The 15,164-nt window shown below is 67.5% G+C and carries 11 protein-coding genes; 5 read left to right on the forward strand and 6 right to left on the reverse strand.

Features of this window, described 5'->3' with window-relative positions; genetic code table 11:
* Positions 1-59: 59 nt before the first annotated feature.
* The gene (locus HXX10_RS13805; protein ID WP_296522979.1) at positions 60-1,616 is read right to left on the reverse strand and encodes a peptidoglycan recognition family protein; all 1,557 of its coding nucleotides are present in this window, start codon (positions 1,614-1,616) and stop codon (positions 60-62) included.
* 827 nt (positions 1,617-2,443) lie between these two features.
* Complete coding sequence (gene torA, locus HXX10_RS13810) at positions 2,444-4,891, reverse strand: trimethylamine-N-oxide reductase TorA (protein WP_296522981.1); 2,448 nt, start codon at positions 4,889-4,891, stop codon at positions 2,444-2,446.
* A 201-nt stretch (positions 4,892-5,092) separates the two neighbouring features.
* Here torA and HXX10_RS13815 point away from each other — a divergent pair, with 201 nt between their 5' ends.
* Both HXX10_RS13815 and HXX10_RS13820 read left to right on the forward strand, forming a co-directional pair.
* Positions 5,093-6,244 carry a NapC/NirT family cytochrome c gene (locus HXX10_RS13815; protein ID WP_296522985.1) on the forward strand — a complete coding sequence of 384 codons (1,152 nt, stop codon included), beginning with the start codon at positions 5,093-5,095 and terminating at the stop codon, positions 6,242-6,244.
* A gap of 84 nt (positions 6,245-6,328) precedes the next feature.
* Entirely contained in the window at positions 6,329-6,862 is a 534-nt protein-coding gene (locus HXX10_RS13820) for a GNAT family N-acetyltransferase (protein ID WP_296522987.1), read from the forward strand.
* Between the two features lie 302 nt (positions 6,863-7,164).
* Here the strand turns inward: HXX10_RS13820 and HXX10_RS13825 are convergent, their stop codons facing one another.
* Together HXX10_RS13825 and HXX10_RS13830 are read right to left on the reverse strand one after the other, a co-directional pair.
* Positions 7,165-8,007, reverse strand: coding sequence for a hypothetical protein (locus HXX10_RS13825; RefSeq protein ID WP_296522989.1), 843 nt, complete (start codon positions 8,005-8,007; stop codon positions 7,165-7,167).
* Between the two features lie 446 nt (positions 8,008-8,453).
* Positions 8,454-8,657, reverse strand: coding sequence for a hypothetical protein (locus HXX10_RS13830; RefSeq protein WP_296522991.1), 204 nt, complete (start codon positions 8,655-8,657; stop codon positions 8,454-8,456).
* A 260-nt stretch (positions 8,658-8,917) separates the two neighbouring features.
* On the opposite strand from HXX10_RS13830, the gene HXX10_RS13835 reads away from it, so the two are divergent.
* A complete protein-coding gene (locus tag HXX10_RS13835) occupies positions 8,918-10,456 on the forward strand; it encodes an acetolactate synthase large subunit (protein WP_296522993.1) in 1,539 nt (512 codons plus the stop codon).
* 480 nt (positions 10,457-10,936) lie between these two features.
* Here the strand turns inward: HXX10_RS13835 and HXX10_RS13840 are convergent, their stop codons facing one another.
* Positions 10,937-11,083 carry an alpha-isopropylmalate synthase regulatory domain-containing protein gene (locus HXX10_RS13840; protein WP_296522995.1) on the reverse strand — a complete coding sequence of 49 codons (147 nt, stop codon included), beginning with the start codon at positions 11,081-11,083 and terminating at the stop codon, positions 10,937-10,939.
* 297 nt (positions 11,084-11,380) lie between these two features.
* Complete coding sequence (locus HXX10_RS13845) at positions 11,381-12,352, reverse strand: tripartite tricarboxylate transporter substrate binding protein (RefSeq protein ID WP_296522998.1); 972 nt, start codon at positions 12,350-12,352, stop codon at positions 11,381-11,383.
* Positions 12,353-12,561: 209 nt separating this feature from the next.
* Between HXX10_RS13845 and HXX10_RS13850 the strand changes: the two genes are divergently transcribed.
* The gene (locus HXX10_RS13850; RefSeq protein ID WP_296523001.1) at positions 12,562-14,049 is read left to right on the forward strand and encodes a tetratricopeptide repeat-containing glycosyltransferase family protein; all 1,488 of its coding nucleotides are present in this window, start codon (positions 12,562-12,564) and stop codon (positions 14,047-14,049) included.
* Positions 14,050-14,249: 200 nt separating this feature from the next.
* Positions 14,250-14,984, forward strand: a complete 735-nt coding sequence (locus HXX10_RS13855; RefSeq protein ID WP_296523002.1) for a superoxide dismutase — start codon at positions 14,250-14,252, stop codon at positions 14,982-14,984.
* Positions 14,985-15,164 lie beyond the last annotated feature (180 nt).

Here is a 15,164-nt window from a genome sequence, read left to right on the forward strand (position 1 = left end):
CGGGCGACAGCCGGCGCCCCGGACGATATCCGCCGCGGCCGGGCCGCGGCGGCGCGGTTCTAGCTCGGCTTGGTCACGGTCTCTTTGGCCGGTGGCGTCGGCGAGGCGCCGGCCCACTTCTCCATCTTTCCGAGAACGCCCCACCCGGTCAGCGCGAGGAAGATCGGCAAGGCGACGCCGCCGACCGACGACAGACCGCCGAGGCCGCCGAGACCGACGAGCTTGAGGATCTCCGGATTCTGCGCCAGCGCCGCCAGCAGCGTGCCGATGATGCCGAACGCGCTCTTGCGGCCGTCGAGCAGCTTCCCGATCGTCTGACCGAGAGCCCCGTTGACCGGGCCGAGCTTGCCGATCACGTCGCCGAGTGGCTTGTCGATACCGCCCGGCGCCAGCATGTTCAGGATCTCGATGATCCTCTTCAACTGGTCCTCCGGCTGCGGGGCCGCGGCGGTTCCGGGCGTCGGCGCCGACCGGTTCCGGAACGCCTGGAGAAGCTCCGTCACCTGCCGAAGCAACTGGGTCAGATCGTTCTGCGGCAGCGTCACGGGCGGCGACGTCACGGGAGGGACCGGCCGGTTGAGGAACAGATCCTCCAGGCGGGCCAGCCGATCCGCGATCTCCGCCAGGGAGGAGTCGCGTCTCGGCCCCTCGGTCGACGGCTCACGCGGCGCCGCGCCGACGAATTCCCAGTCGACCAGCCCTTTTCCGTCGAGGCCGATCATGCGCGCGGCGGCCGGGGTGAGATCGATGGCGGCCCGGTTGGTCACCGGATCGTTTTCGGCACGCGGGCGGGCCCCCGTTTCCCAATAGCGGTCTTCCGGCCCGCGCGCGCTCGGGTACCACGGCCCCACGTCGACGATGTCGCACAAGATCGACTTGCCGCCCTTGAAGATCCGGACCTTCGGGCGCGGGCTCGCGAAGCGCGACGGCAACGCGACGCCGGGCCGGCTCGGCCAGCCGCCCTGCACGTCCCTGTAGGCGACGTTCTGCTCGTCGCCTGCGCCGCCGAATTCCGTCGCGGTGATGTTCAGGAAGCGGTTCGCGGGCGCGCTCGCGACTCTGGGGACGTCCGCTCGGATCGCCTCCATGGCGGTGCGGACACGGGCGATCACGTCCGCCTTGACCACCTTGCGGCCCGGGCAAGCATGGTTGTCGCGCGTGCATTCGACGTGGAAGGTCAGGTCGTCCGGATTGAAGCCGAACTTGAGATTGAGCGCCGCGATCAAGAAGACGGCGTTGTCACGGACAAGCGCGCCGTCGCCGGTGTTGAAGTCCTCGGTGTCGTAGTCCCCGACCATCTCGATGCCGAAATGGGTGCGGTTGAAGCAACGCGAATGGACGCCGGACAGCAGCGGATTGGAGAACCAGTTGATGAAGTTGCGCGACACGAACCAGTGCGGGCCGGAATGCCAGCCCTTCTCGTCCTCGTAGTAGGATTGCAGGTTGCGGATCCGGGCGTCGTGGGCCGGGCCGCTCTCGGCCCATTGCGCGAGCGTCGGCGCCGCGGTGTTGTGGAGCGTGATGCCGCGCGGCTGCCAGTCGATCCATTTGAGCGAGTTGATGCGCTCGAGCGTCTCCGCTCGGGTGCGCGCGACGCCTTCGAAATCCTTCCACACGGTTGTCCTCCGATCGTCTGCAGGTGGACGTCCACGGGCGGCCCCTCGACCGCGGGCATGCGAAAGCCATGCATGTCGGCGTCACCGCCGTTGCCCTCGGATAAGATCGAGCGTGCCGTATGCGTCAAAAGGTCGTCAGTCGGCCGAGATAGCCGGCGTTAAATAGCCGCAAAGCTCAAACGCCGATGCCAATACCTTCACCCGCCCTCCATCGGAACGCGCAATGACAGTCGTGGTGTGGATCGGAATGTTCGGACGTGGAAACGCACCCCCTTCTCGGGCCGCACCGTCGGAGCGTCTGTTCAGACGCCCGAAGTCGCGACCGTCAGAAACTGGTTGTCACGTCGTAAATTTCGTCGGTGTACGTAAATTTCGTCGGTGTAAACGAGTGTGGCTTCGTGTTCGCCGTCCTGCCGCGAATTCAGGCGGCAGCGCTCGATGTTTCTGCCGCCCATTATACACGGCCGACGAGAAACCTTCAACTCACGATGGGAAACAAAGCCGGATGCAAGCCGGGCCGAAGGCGCCTCGGTTTCTCGTGAGATCCCGGATAACGGCTGCGCCGGCGTCGGACGGCCGTGCGCGACGCGCGTCAAATTACCGTGACAGGATGTGACGCGGGCGAAGCCGGCACCGGCACATCGCGAGCGGTTGCGCCCCCGCTCGCACCGGTCCCGGATCACCGAGCCGATCAGCCGCGAACCCCACGCACACTCAATGGATGCGTCTCGGGGGTGGCCCACCCCGCCGCGGCCACGACTGCATCTCCGTGCCGGCGCCCTTGGCGACGGCGCGGCTCGCCTCCGCCTGCCCGACGCGCTGCCGCCTCACGCCTTGGGCGCGTCGAAGGCCGTCACGGCCGGCAGCGGCCCGGTGAACCTCTCGATCTCGACCAGGGCCGTATGGGCCGCGCAGGCCTGCCCGAGCTTCGAGCTCGGCACGTCCTGGGTGAGCTGGTTGGCCGAGCCGTACTTGTCGAGCGTGCCGAGCTTGCCCGGCTCCATCGGATCGTACCAGGAGCCCTCGCAGAACCGCACCACGCCCGGCAGCAGGTCGTCGACCACCCGGGCGCCGGCGAGCGACTGGCCGCGCGCGTTGAACACCCGCACGACGTCGCCGTCCTTGATGCCGCGCCTCTCGGCGTCGGCCCGCGCGATCTCGATCGGCTCGCGGCCCTGCACCGTGGAGATCTTGCGGATGTCCGAATTGTCCATCTGCGAGTGCAGACGATATTTCGGATGCGGGCTGATCATGTGCAGCGGCCATTTGGCCGTGGCGGCGGTGGTGCCGAGCCACTCCTTCGGGGCGATCCACACGGCGTGGCCGGGCAGGCCCTCGTAGCCCATCTTCTCGATCGCGGTGGAGAAGATCTCGATCTTGCCGGACGGCGTGCCGAGCGGCTCGACCGCCGGGTCGTCGCGGAACGCGCCGTGGCGCACCCACGACTTCGCCTTGTCGGAAACCGGGAACTCGACCGCGTCGCCGCTCTTCCAGAACGTGTCGAAGTCGGGCATGTCGACGCCCTTCTTCTTGGCGTCGACGACGGCCGCCGTGTAGTAGCTGCGGATCAGCTCCATATCGTCCTTGCGGCCGAACTCGGCCCCGTAGCCGAGCTTTTCGGCGAGCGCCGCGGAGATCTCGTAGTCGTTGCGGGCCTCGCCGACCGGCTCGATCACCTTGTGCATCGGCACGATGTACTGCCGCGAGTACTCGCCGCCCCACTCGATGTCGTTACGCTCGAACGGCGTCGTCGCCGGCAGCACGATGTCGGCGAAGCGGGCCGTCGTCGTCCAGAACGGCTCCTGGATGACGATCACCTCGGGCTTGCGCCACGCCGCGATCAGCTTGTTGCGGTCCTGGTGATGGCTCAACGGATTGCCGCCGCCCCACAGGATCATGCGGATGTCCGGATAGGTCAGCTTGCGGCCGTTGAAGTCGAGCTCCTGACCGGGATTGAGCAGCATGTCGGCGAGCCGCGCGCAGGGAATGCGCGGCGGCATCTTCTCGGGCGGCTTGCCGGCCGTCAGCGCCGTCAGCCCGCCGGCGGTGGCCTGCGGCGCGCACGAGCTCGAGTAATGATAGCCGAAGCTGATGCCGCCGCCCGGCAGGCCGATCTGGCCCAGCATGGCGGCGAGCGTCACCAGCGCCCAGTAGGTCTGCTCGCCGTTCTCGGTGCGCTGGATCGACCAGCCGGCGACGATGAAGGTGCGCTTCTTGGCCATCTGGCGGGCGAGGTCGCGGATGGTGTCCGGTTCGATGCCGGCGATCTTGGCCGCCCAGGCGGCGTCCTTCGGCTGGCCGTCGCTGGCACCGGTGAGATAGGGCACGAACTTGTCGAAGCCGACCGTGTAGTCCTTCAGGAATTTTTCGTCGTGCAGCTTCTCGCTGTAGACCGTGTGGGCGAGCGCCAGCGCGATCGCCGTGTCGGAGCCCGGCCGCGGCGCCACCCATTGGGCGTTCAGATACGACGCCGTCTCGGTCTTCTTCGGGTCGATCACGACGGTCGGGGTGCCCTTCTTCTTGAACGCCTCGAAGGCCTGGAAGCCCTGGTGGTCCGGCGGGGAGTAGCCGATGTTGAGCGTCACCATCGGGTCGGCGCCCCACACCACCAGCATCTCGGCGGCCTGCACCATGCCGGGCCAGGCCGATTGCGGGGCGTAGACCTCCATGTTGCCGAGCACGCGCGGCAGGATCGCCTGGGCGGCGCCGGTCGAGTAGTCGCCGAGCGGAGCCGAGTAGCCGCCGTGCAGGTTCATCAGCGCGGCCAGCGCGGCGCGCGGGTTCTGCATGCGGCCGGAGCTCTTCCAGCCGAGATCGCCGACGAAGAAGCTGGCCGGCCCGAACTCGGCCTTCACGCGCTTGAGCTCGCGGGCGACGAGGTCGAGCGCCTGGTCCCAGGAGACGCGCACGAACGCCCCGGTGCCGCGCTCGGCGGTGTCACTCTTGTGGCCCTTCTCCAAAAAGCCCTTGCGCACCATCGGATACTGCACACGGCTCGGCGAGTAGACGAGCGAGGGCGTCGCCTCGATCATCGGCAGCACCGGGTGGGGATCCTTCTCGAACGGCAGCGCCTTGACGAAGCGACCGTTCTCGACCACGGCCCGCATCACGCCCCAATGGGTGGCGGTGAGCACCCCGGGCGCGCTCGCGGCGACGGCACGACCGGCGAAGGGCGCGGACCCGACTGCGACGCCGAGCCCGATGGCTGCGGTGCCTTCCATGAAGGTGCGGCGAGAGACGCCACGGCGACGTGCGGTTTCGAGATGGATTGTCATGACGATCTCCTGGCGCCGGGCATCGCCCATCGGCGACCGGCAGCGCATGCGGATAGAGCGGACCCATCGGTCCAGATTCCAGCACACGCCTCGCCGACGAGCGTGTACATACCGCTGAATACCTATTGAATTCACAAGTGCTTAGGCGTTTATCTCATGGTCAGCGCATAAGAAAATCTTTTGGCGCAGCGGTTCCCTCTGATGCCTTCCTCCGCGACACGGGCTTCGATCCTGCTCGGCCTGGTTGCCGGCCTGGCGCTGGCTGCGGCCGCGGCCGGCATCGCCTGGTTCGGCGCCGTCCACACCGGCACGACGGCGTTCTGCGTGTCCTGCCATTCCATGCAGACTCCGTATGCGGAGTATCGGAAGTCGGCGCATTTCTCCAACAAGTCGGGCGTGCGGGTCGGCTGCGCCGACTGTCACGTGCCACGCGCGCCGCTGGCCTTCGTCGCCGCCAAGCTCGCTGCCACCAAGGATCTTTGGGGCGAGCTGACCGGCGTGCTCGACACGCCGCAAAAATTCGCGGCCGCCAAGCTGGCGATGGCGCAGCGCGTCTGGGACGCCATGGCGGCGTCGGATTCGCGCGAATGCCGCGCCTGCCACGCCTACGACGCGATGACGGTCGACGCCCAGCGCAAGGACGCCAAGGCCCAGCATCCGCGGGCGATCAGCAAGGGCGAGACCTGCATCGCCTGCCACAAGGGGCTGGTGCACGCCTATCCGGACATGGGGCCGATCACCGAGCGCGCCAAGGCGGCGCTGGACCGGATGGTCGGCAGCATCCCGGCCGGCAGCACGGTGGTGCGCACGCTGGAGATCAAGCCGGTGTTCACGGCCGCCGACGGCGAGACGACGGCGGCCCGGGTCCTGCCCGGGGCGCCGCTGGCGCTCGTCGGCATCGAGGGCCCGATGGCGCGGGTGCGGATCGCCGGCTGGCGGCAGGAGGGGGCCGAGCGGGTGATCTACGCGGCCGTCGGCAAGCGGATCCTGGTGGCCTCGCTGGTGCCCGCCATGCTGGATCGCCTCGACACCACGGGCGAGGCGGTGACGCTTCCCGACACCGGGCAGACCTGGAGCCCGGCCTCGCTCGAGGCCTGGCTGCCGGTCGCCGACATCACGGCCGACTCAGACGCGCTGTGGGCCTACGCGTCGACTCTCTATGCGGTGAACTGCGCCATGTGCCACGCCGCCCCGCATGTCGACGAGTTCAGCGCCAACGAATGGCTCGGCCAGTTCCGCTCGATGGTCGAGCAGGCCAATCTCGGCCGCGAGGACCGCGCCCTGGTGCAGACCTGGCTGCAGCTCCACGGCCGCGACGCCGAGGGCGCGGCCGCGAGCGCCGCCGCGCACTGAGCGGCCGGCCGCCGGGACGCCACAGTGGGGTGCGACGGAGCGCGAGCCATCCGCCGCCTCGCCGTTCCGTACGGGAGCCCCCGCATGCCCCCCGATCCCGATGCCGATTCCGTGCCCGCCGATCCCGTCACCCTCCGGCCGGCGACGCCCGCCGACGCGGCGGCGCTCGACGCGCTGCTGGCCGAGAGCTACCCGACGCTGCTGGCCGGCCACTACGACGCCGAGACGCTCGCCCGCGCGCTGCCGCCGATGACGCGCGCCAATCCGGGCCTGCTCGCGGCCGGCACGTACTACGTGGCGGCGACGGCGGGCCGCATCGTCGCCTGCGGCGGCTGGACGGCCGAGCAGCCCGGCACCGGCACGGTGGCGGCCGGCGAGGCGCACATCCGTCACTTCGCCGCCCTGCCGGCCTTCACGGGCCGCGGCATCGGCACGGCGGTGCTGGCCCGCTGCATCGCCGAGACGACGGCGCGCGACCTGACCACCCTCACCTGCTTCTCGACCCTCAACGCGGTGCCGTTCTACGCCCGCTCCGGCTTCGTCGCGCTCGGCCCGCTCGCCGTGACGCTGGCGCCGGGCGTGGTCTTCCCGGCGGTCCTGATGCGGCGGACCGGCTGAGCCGCGCCGGAGCGCTCAAATTACGGTAAATTACGAAACTACGGAAATTACGGTGACAGGAAATTACGAAATTACGGTGACAGTGCACTAAACTGACGGGCGAATGGATTTTCGCGTTGCGGCGTGACAGCCCCCTGAATTGAAGCACGCCCGTCGACCCTCCAGCACGCAAAGCAGATCGCGCTGGAACGAACCGAGTTAAGTGCACTGTCACCGTAATTCCCCGAGTTAAGTGCACTGTCACCGTAATTCGCGTAATTCGAGTTAAGTGCACTGTCACCGTAATTCGTGAAAATTTCAGATTATTGCCTCTCAACGGCTGCTTTAGAGATACGATCAGCATCTGCATCCGAAATTTCGATCTCTCTCTCAGTGATTTGGCTAAGGGCAGCATCCCGTTCTTTCCGCTCGCGATAGGAAATCAACTGATTTGCTAATTCTGCGGTTAAGACAATGAGATAGGGCGCAGGGCGGAAATGCGCATTCTGCGTTTGTAGCAAAATCGCGGTTAAGAGTGCAATTCCATAAGCTATCGCTGTTATCCCTTCGCGATAAACATTATAGGTTTCGAACATAAATCTGCGCATCACATCCCTGCGTTCGAGAATTAGTTTTTTACGCGGGCCGCTGCTCGGGAGGTACGCGGGTGCTGTAAAGTAATATCTTATGTTGGCCTGGAAGGCCACCAGCCACAGTACAGCATTCAAGTGATGCATCATAAAAAGTGCACAAAACACCACAACGTCATCCACAAAATAGGCGGCTGCAATGAATATAATTATGTTTGTAACGATTACGAACGGTATAATCCATCTTGCTCGAACATTAGCCCAATTCGTCGGGATTTTGTTCGTCGAAAAGCATTGCTCTGCTTGTGGGATCCATTTTTCTCCATCTTTGTTTATCAGGACAAATACACTTAATATTAGAATACTTAATGATAGCGCGCCAGAATTATTAACCAAAAATTCTACAAGCTTTTGAAGATCAACAAAATCACGCCACGACTGAAAATAGTAAGAAAAGTTCAATTTATATTTAAGTAAAATAAGTAGATACCCCGCTGCAATGGCGGTTTTCCAAAAAGTAAGCATAAAAAGGCTTATATCCTTTAAAGTTCTCATTCGTTTTTTCAAATAGAGCATGGAAATAAAGCCCATAGTTGTTCATACAGGCGAACTTTCTTAGGTGCTCCACTCAATCCTGACAGGATCGCTGGCAACGGCGATCCTGAAAATTAGATTATTGCAACTTAATGGCGAAGGCAAGAATCGTCTCTAAAAAAGAGAGAAGCCGTTGCCGTGCGGCTTCGAGGCCTCTTCGAAAGCCGATTGCGTACTCGCCTTCCGAGTGTTTCCAAGCGGTTGCTGAAATCTGTTTGGAGATTCGTATGTGGACCCCAATCGCCCGCGAGCACTTAGAGTCTGTCCGGAGACATTTGGCGGGATTACAGAGCTTTCGGAGCATGAGACGGGGATTGTAGAGTCGAAGAAGGGCGCGGTGGCTCGAGCCATTCGGCAACGCTCCGTCTCCCTTCCCCGCTCATCAAACCGGACGTGCGGATTTCCCGCATCCGGCTTTCCGACAGATTTCACGGCAGGCTCACGGCGGTGGCGCGCGATCGAATGCGGGTGAGTCGGTACACGCCGAGCTCTCCGAAGACGGCCTTCATGGAGAAGCCGCGCGTGCCGCGTCCGTCGACCTTGTGCCGCTTGGCGAGGAAGCGTCTGACGCGGACGCAGACGTGGCGATCGACCGCCCGACGCCGGACGCCCGGCGACCGCTTGCGCGGCACTCTCGTTTCCTGTCGCATCACCAAACCGAAAAAGACGAAGCCCGCCAAAGGCGGGCCGACTGATTGTTCTCCAGGGCCGGGTGCCGGTCAAATCGAAGCAGATCGAGCAACCAGCCGCCTTCGCCGTGTCCAAGCCGTTCGTCGAACGTGACGCAAAATTTTGCCCGATTCCGGGCCGCCGGAGTATGTCCCTCGCCGAAGCCGCTGCCGAAGCGTTCGTCGTTCTCCTGTCCGCTTCGGGGCCCGTGAGGATCCCGTCCATGAATGGTGCCGAAAGTCTGGTTCGCACGCTGGTGGCGAGCGGCGTGGAGGTGTGTTTCGCCAATCCCGGCACGTCCGAGATGCACTTCGTCGCCGCGCTCGACACGGTGGCGGGGATGCGGGCCGTGCTGTGCCTGTTCGAGGGTGTCGCCACCGGCGCCGCCGACGGCTGGGCCCGGATGGCCGGAAAGCCCGCCGCGACGCTGCTGCATCTCGGGCCGGGATTCGCCAACGGCATCGCCAACCTGCACAACGCCCGCAAGGCGCGGGTGCCGATCGTCAACGTGATCGGCGACCACGCGACCACGCACCTGCGGTTCGACGCACCGCTGACCTCGGACGTCGCCGGACTGGCGCGGCCGGTGTCGCACTGGATCGAGTCGTGCCGCGACGCCCGCACCGTGGCGGCGGCGGCGGCGCGCGCCGTGCAGGCGGCCGCGGCGGCGCCCGGCCAGATCGCCAGCCTGATCCTGCCGGCCGACACCGCCTGGTCTCCCGCCGAAGGCGCCGCGCCGCGGTTGCCGGCGCACGGTCCGGCGCCGGTGTCGGCCGATGCGGTCGGCCGCGCCGTGAAGGCGCTGCGGGCCGGCAAGACGGCGCTGCTGTTGCGCGGCGACGTGCTGCGCGGCGCCGGACTCGCGGCGGCCGGCCGGATCGCGGCGGCGACCGGGGCGCGGCTCGTCTGCGACACGTTCGCGCCGCGCATCGAGCGCGGTGCCGGCCGCGTCGTGGTCGAGCGCCTGACGTATCGACCCGGGCCGGCGGTCGAGATGCTGAGCGGAACCGCAACGCTGATCCTGGTCGGCGCCCAGACGCCGATCGCATTCTTCGGTTATCCGGACCAGCCGAGCGAGCTGGTGCCGGAAGGCTGCACGCCGCTCGTCCTGGCGCATCCGCACGAGGACGGCGTCGCGGCGCTCGAAGCCGTCGCCGACGCCCTCGGCGCCACCACGCCGCCGGCGCCGGCCCCGCGCAGAACGCCGGAGCGACCGCCGGCCGGCGCGCTCGATCCCGGCTCGCTGATGCGCATCGTCGGCCGCCACCTGCCCGACCACGGGATCGTCAGCGACGAGAGCATCACGGGCGGCTTCCTGCACTACACGGTGCTCGATACCGCGGCGCCGCACGACTATCTCAACCTCGCCGGCGGCGCCATCGGCGACGGCCTGCCGGTCGCGACCGGCGCGGCGCTCGCCTGCCCGGACCGCAAGACCGTGGTGCTGCAGGCCGACGGCAGCGCGATGTACACGCTGCAGGCCCTGTGGACCCAGGCGCGCGAAAAGCTCGACGTGGTGACGATCATCTATGCCAACCGCGCCTACAAGGTGCTGATGGACGAGCTGCACCTCGTCGGCGCCGTCGAGCGCGGCCAGGCGCGGGCGTTGTTCGATCTCGGCGACCCGACCCTCGACTGGGTGCGGCTCGCCGAGGGCATGGGGGTCGAGGCGGTGCGGGTCGACGACACCCGCGGCTTCGAGGACGCGTTTGCCGCCGCGGTCGCGGCACGCGGACCGCGGCTGATCGAAGCTGTGCTGTAGACGGCCGCGCGCGATCGTCCCGAAAGGGGTACGCCGAGCGGTCCGTCCCGGCCCCCTACTGCATCTTGATGTCCGCCGCCTTGGCCACGGCGCTCCAGCGGGCGATCTCGCTGTCGATCAGCTTCTGGGCCTCTGCCGGGGTGTTGCCGACCGGGTCCATGCCGAGCTCGGCGAGGCGCTTCTTGGTCTCCGGGAAATTACGGGAAATTACGGAAATTACGGTGACAGTGCACTAAACTGACGGGCGAATGGATTTTCGCGTTGCGGCGTGACAGCCCCCTGAATTGAAGCACGCCCGTCGACCCTCCAGCACGCAAAGCAGATCGCGCTGGAACGAACCGAGTTAAGTGCACTGTCACCGTAATCCCCGGCATTACCTACGCCGAGGCAGGGGTGCGAGTTTAGTGCACTGTCACCGTAATCCCGCCCTTGCCCCGGCATTACCTACGCCGAGGCAGGGGTGCTCGGCCGCGAGAATGGTCATCCCAAACGGTTCGCCGCGCTAAGCACCGCGTGCACCGATGCCGTAGCAACGTTGGTGTCGATGCCCACGCCGAAAGCCACGCGGCCGTCAGCAGTACGACATTGCACATAGGCGGCGGCGCGGCAATTACGGTGACAGTGCACTAAACTGGCAATTACGGTGACAGTGCACTAAACTGCAATTTCGGATTACGGTGACAGTGCACTCAATTTCGGAATCACGCGGATGGTGCACTCGATGTGTAGAGGCTGTAGGCGCGCGCAGACGCCCGCGCCCTTCCTCCTCCCGAACAAACCGCCCGCGTGGGCACGCCGCGCCGGCGGCGCGGTTTTACCTACCCTACGATCGTCGTCGGCGCAGCGCGGCCCCGCATTTCGCTCGCGCTCAATGCGGGCTACGGGCCACGCCCCGCCGCAGCCCTTTTCCCCTACCGCCTCCCCCTACTGCATCTTGATGTCCGCCGCCTTGGCGACCGCGCTCCAGCGGGCGATCTCGCTCTCGATCAGCTTCTGGGCCTCGGCCGGCGTGTTGCCGACCGGGTCCATGCCGAGCTCGGCGAGGCGCTTCTTGGTGTCCGGCAAAGCGAGCGCGGCGACGATGTCGCGGTTGAGGCGCTCGACCACGGCCGGCGGCGTGCCGGCCGGCGCCGCGAAGCCGACCCAGAACTTCATCACCATGCCGGGCAGCCCGGCCTCGGCGGCCGCCGGCACGTCCGGCAGCACCGGCGAGCGCTTCTCGGCCGCGACCATCAGGGGCCGGAGCTGGCCCGACTGGATCAGCGGCAGCGCGGTCGGCAGCGACGTCACCAGGACCTGCACCTGGCCGCCGACCAGATCCTGCAGCACGGCGCCGGCGCCGCGATACGGCACGTGGACCAGGTCGACGCCGGCCAGGCTCTTGAACAGCTCGCCGCCCATATGGGTGTTGGTGCCGGTGCCGCCCGAGCCGAAGAAGTATTTTCCGGGGTTGGCCTTCAGGAGCGCGATCAGCTCGGCCAAGGTCTTGGCCGGCAGGTTGGGGTTGACCACCATCACGTGCGGGTTCTCGACCGCGGTCGTCACCTGGACAAAACCCTTCACCGGATCGAACGGCAGGGTCGGGATCAGGCCGGCCGCGATCGTGTAGGACATTTCCAGCGTCAGCAGCGTCTGGCCGTCCGGCGCGGCGCGCGCCGCCGAGCTCCAGCCGACCACGCCGGCGCCGCCGGTGCGGTTCTCCACCACGGTCGGCACGCCGAGCCCGGGGCTCGCCGCCTGGGCGACGATGCGGGCGACCATGTCGGTCGAGCCGCCGGGCGCGAACGGCACCACGAAGGTGACGGGGCGGGACGGAAACGTCTGGGCGGTCGCGAGCGTGGCGGCACACAGCACGCCGGCCGCGACGAGAAGGCCGCGGAGCATGGGCTTCGACATGGGCACTCCCTGGGCAGATGGACGGCGCGCGGAGGGACGGGATCGGCGCGCGTGGCGGGTCGGCAATAAAACGCCAGCATGATCCCGGCACGCCCGCGTGCCAAGCTGGTCCGTGCCGGCCGGCAATGATTCGTCGGCCCTGCGCCGGCATCCATCGAAGCCCCGGCAGCGCCGGGAGGCTCCTCGCGCGGCCGACCGCCCGGAACACCATGGCGACAGCAACGTCCAAGACCCGCTATCCGCCGCCCAGCCCCGAGGTGCTGCGCGGCTACGGCCTGCAGGAGGCCGGCCGCATCGCCGAGGCCGAGCAGGTCTTCATGGCGCTGCTGCGCCGCGACCGGCGCGACTATTACGCGCTCCACCAGCTCGGCCTGATCTGCTGCGGCCGCAAGCAGTACGCCGAGGCCGTGCTGCTCCTGGCGACCGCGGTCGAGGTGCGGCCGCGCGCCGCGGAGGCGCTGTGCAATCTCGGCCTCGCCCTGCACGGGCTGACGCGCCACGAGGAGGCGGTGGCGGCCTGCGACGCGGCGCTCGCCATCGCCCCGAACCACGCCGCCGCCCACCACAATCGCGGCAACGCGCTGGCCGACCTCGACCGCCACGCGGAGGCCGCCGCCGCCCATGGCCGCGCCGTGGCGCTTCAGCCGGACGACGCCGAGAGCCTCTACGGCCTCGGCAATGCGCTGCGCGAGCTGCGCCGTCACGACGAGGCGCTCGCCGCCTATCGGCGCGCGCTGGAGCTGGCGCCCGGGCGCTCCGACGTGCGCTTCAACATCGCCCTGACGCAGCTTCTGACCGGAGCATTGCGCGAAGGCTTTGCCGGCTACGACCATCGCCTCGACAAGCCGGAGTTCGCCGAGCTGCGCGGCCGCTTTCCGACGCCGGCCTGGACCGGCGAAGCGCCGGTCGCCGGCCGCACCGTGCTGCTGCATCCCGAGCAGGGCATGGGCGACGTTATCCAGTGCATGCGTTATGGCCCGCTGCTGGCCGCCCAGGGCGCCCGGGTGATCGCCGCCGTCACGGCGCCGCTGCTGCCGCTCCTCGCCGGCATGCCCGACATCGAGGCCGTGGTGTGGGACCGCAGCGCGCCGCCTGCGCACGACCTCCATTGTCCGTATCTCAGCCTGCCGCGGGCTTTCGGCACGACGCTCGAGACCATTCCGGCCACTGTTCCCTATCTGGCTGCGCCGCCGGACCGCGTGAACGCCTGGGAGGGCCGACTCGCGGCACTGCCGCGGCCGCGCGTCGGTATCGCCTGGGCCGGCAATCCGGGCTTCGCCAACGACCGCCACCGCTCGATCCCGCTGTCGACCCTGGCCCCGCTGCTGGCCGCGGACGGCGTGCAATTCGTCAGCCTCCAGCGCGACCTGCGCCACGGTGACGAGACCGCGCTTCAACGACTTCCCAATCTGGTTCAGCTCGGCGAGGAGCTGCGCGACTTCGCCGACACGGCGGCCGTGATCGCGGCGCTGGATCTGGTGATCTCGGTCGATACCGCGGTCGCGCATCTGGCCGGCGCGCTCGGCAAGCCGGTGTGGATCCTGCTGCCCTATTCGCCCGACTGGCGCTGGATGCTCGACCGCGAGGACTCGCCCTGGTACCCGACCGCCCGGCTGTTCCGGCAGCCGCGGACCGGCGACTGGCGAAGCGTCGTCGCGCGGCTCGGCGAAGCGCTCCAGGCGTTCTCCGGCCGCTGACGCAATCGGGTCACGACGCCATCGCACCCTCTCCCGAAACCCGTTCACCGGAGCCGATCAAGCTTCGGTGTTCGGATGGCGGCGGCCCTCGCGAACGACGGTTCGAACCGGTAGCCTGCCGCCGCCATCGAAGCACTGCGCCGGTCGCCGGCGCCACCCGGCCGGCGACGATCGCCGGTACCCCCAAGCAGGAGACTCTCATGCCCCTCGATCGCCGGACCCTGATGCGCGGCAGCGCCGCCCTCGCCGCGGCCGCGCTGGCGCCCCGCGCCGCCTTCGCCCAGGCAGCCGCCGGTCCGTTCACGCTCGCGCCGCTGCCCTACGCGGCCAACGCGCTGGAGCCGCATATCGACGCCAAGACCATGGAGATCCACCACGACCGCCACCACCAGGCCTACGTCAACAACCTCAACGCCGCCGTGAAGGACCACGGCCAAGTCGCTGCCATGCCGCTGCAGGACATTCTCGCAAAGCTCGGCGAGGTACCGGAATCGGTGCGCACGGCGATCCGCAACAATGGCGGCGGCCACGCCAACCACACGATGTTCTGGCAGGTGATGGGTCCCGGTGGCGCGGGCTCGCCCGGGAGCGCGCCGGCAGGGGCGCTCGCCGAGGCGATCACCCGCGACCTCGGCGGCCTCGACAAGCTCAAGACCGACTTCAACGGCGCCGGCACCCGCGTGTTCGGCTCCGGCTGGGTGTTCGTCACGGTGACGCGCGACGGCAAGCTGGCGATCGAATCGAAGCCCAACCAGGACACGCCGCTGATGGAGGGCAAGCGCGTGCTGTTCGGCAACGACGTGTGGGAGCACGCCTATTACCTCACCTACCAGAACCGCCGGCCCGACTACCTGGCCGCCTGGTGGAACGTGGTGAGCTGGCCCAAGGTCGGCGAGCGCTACGCCGCCGCGACCGCCGGCACGCTGACGATCTGATTCTTCGGCTGCACGCGGCACGCCATCAGGCAGGCCGTCATGCGCGGGCTCGACCCGCGCATCCATCACGCTTCGAAAAGGCGTCTTGTTCGCAGTATGATGGATCGCCGGGTCAAGCCCGGCGATGACGTCGGAGGTGAGGCACGTGCCACTGCTCTACGCTCCGCACGCGGCGTGCTA

The sequence above is a fragment of the Rhodoplanes sp. genome, from assembly GCF_013377085.1.
In the GTDB taxonomy this organism is placed as follows: domain Bacteria; phylum Pseudomonadota; class Alphaproteobacteria; order Rhizobiales; family Xanthobacteraceae; genus Rhodoplanes.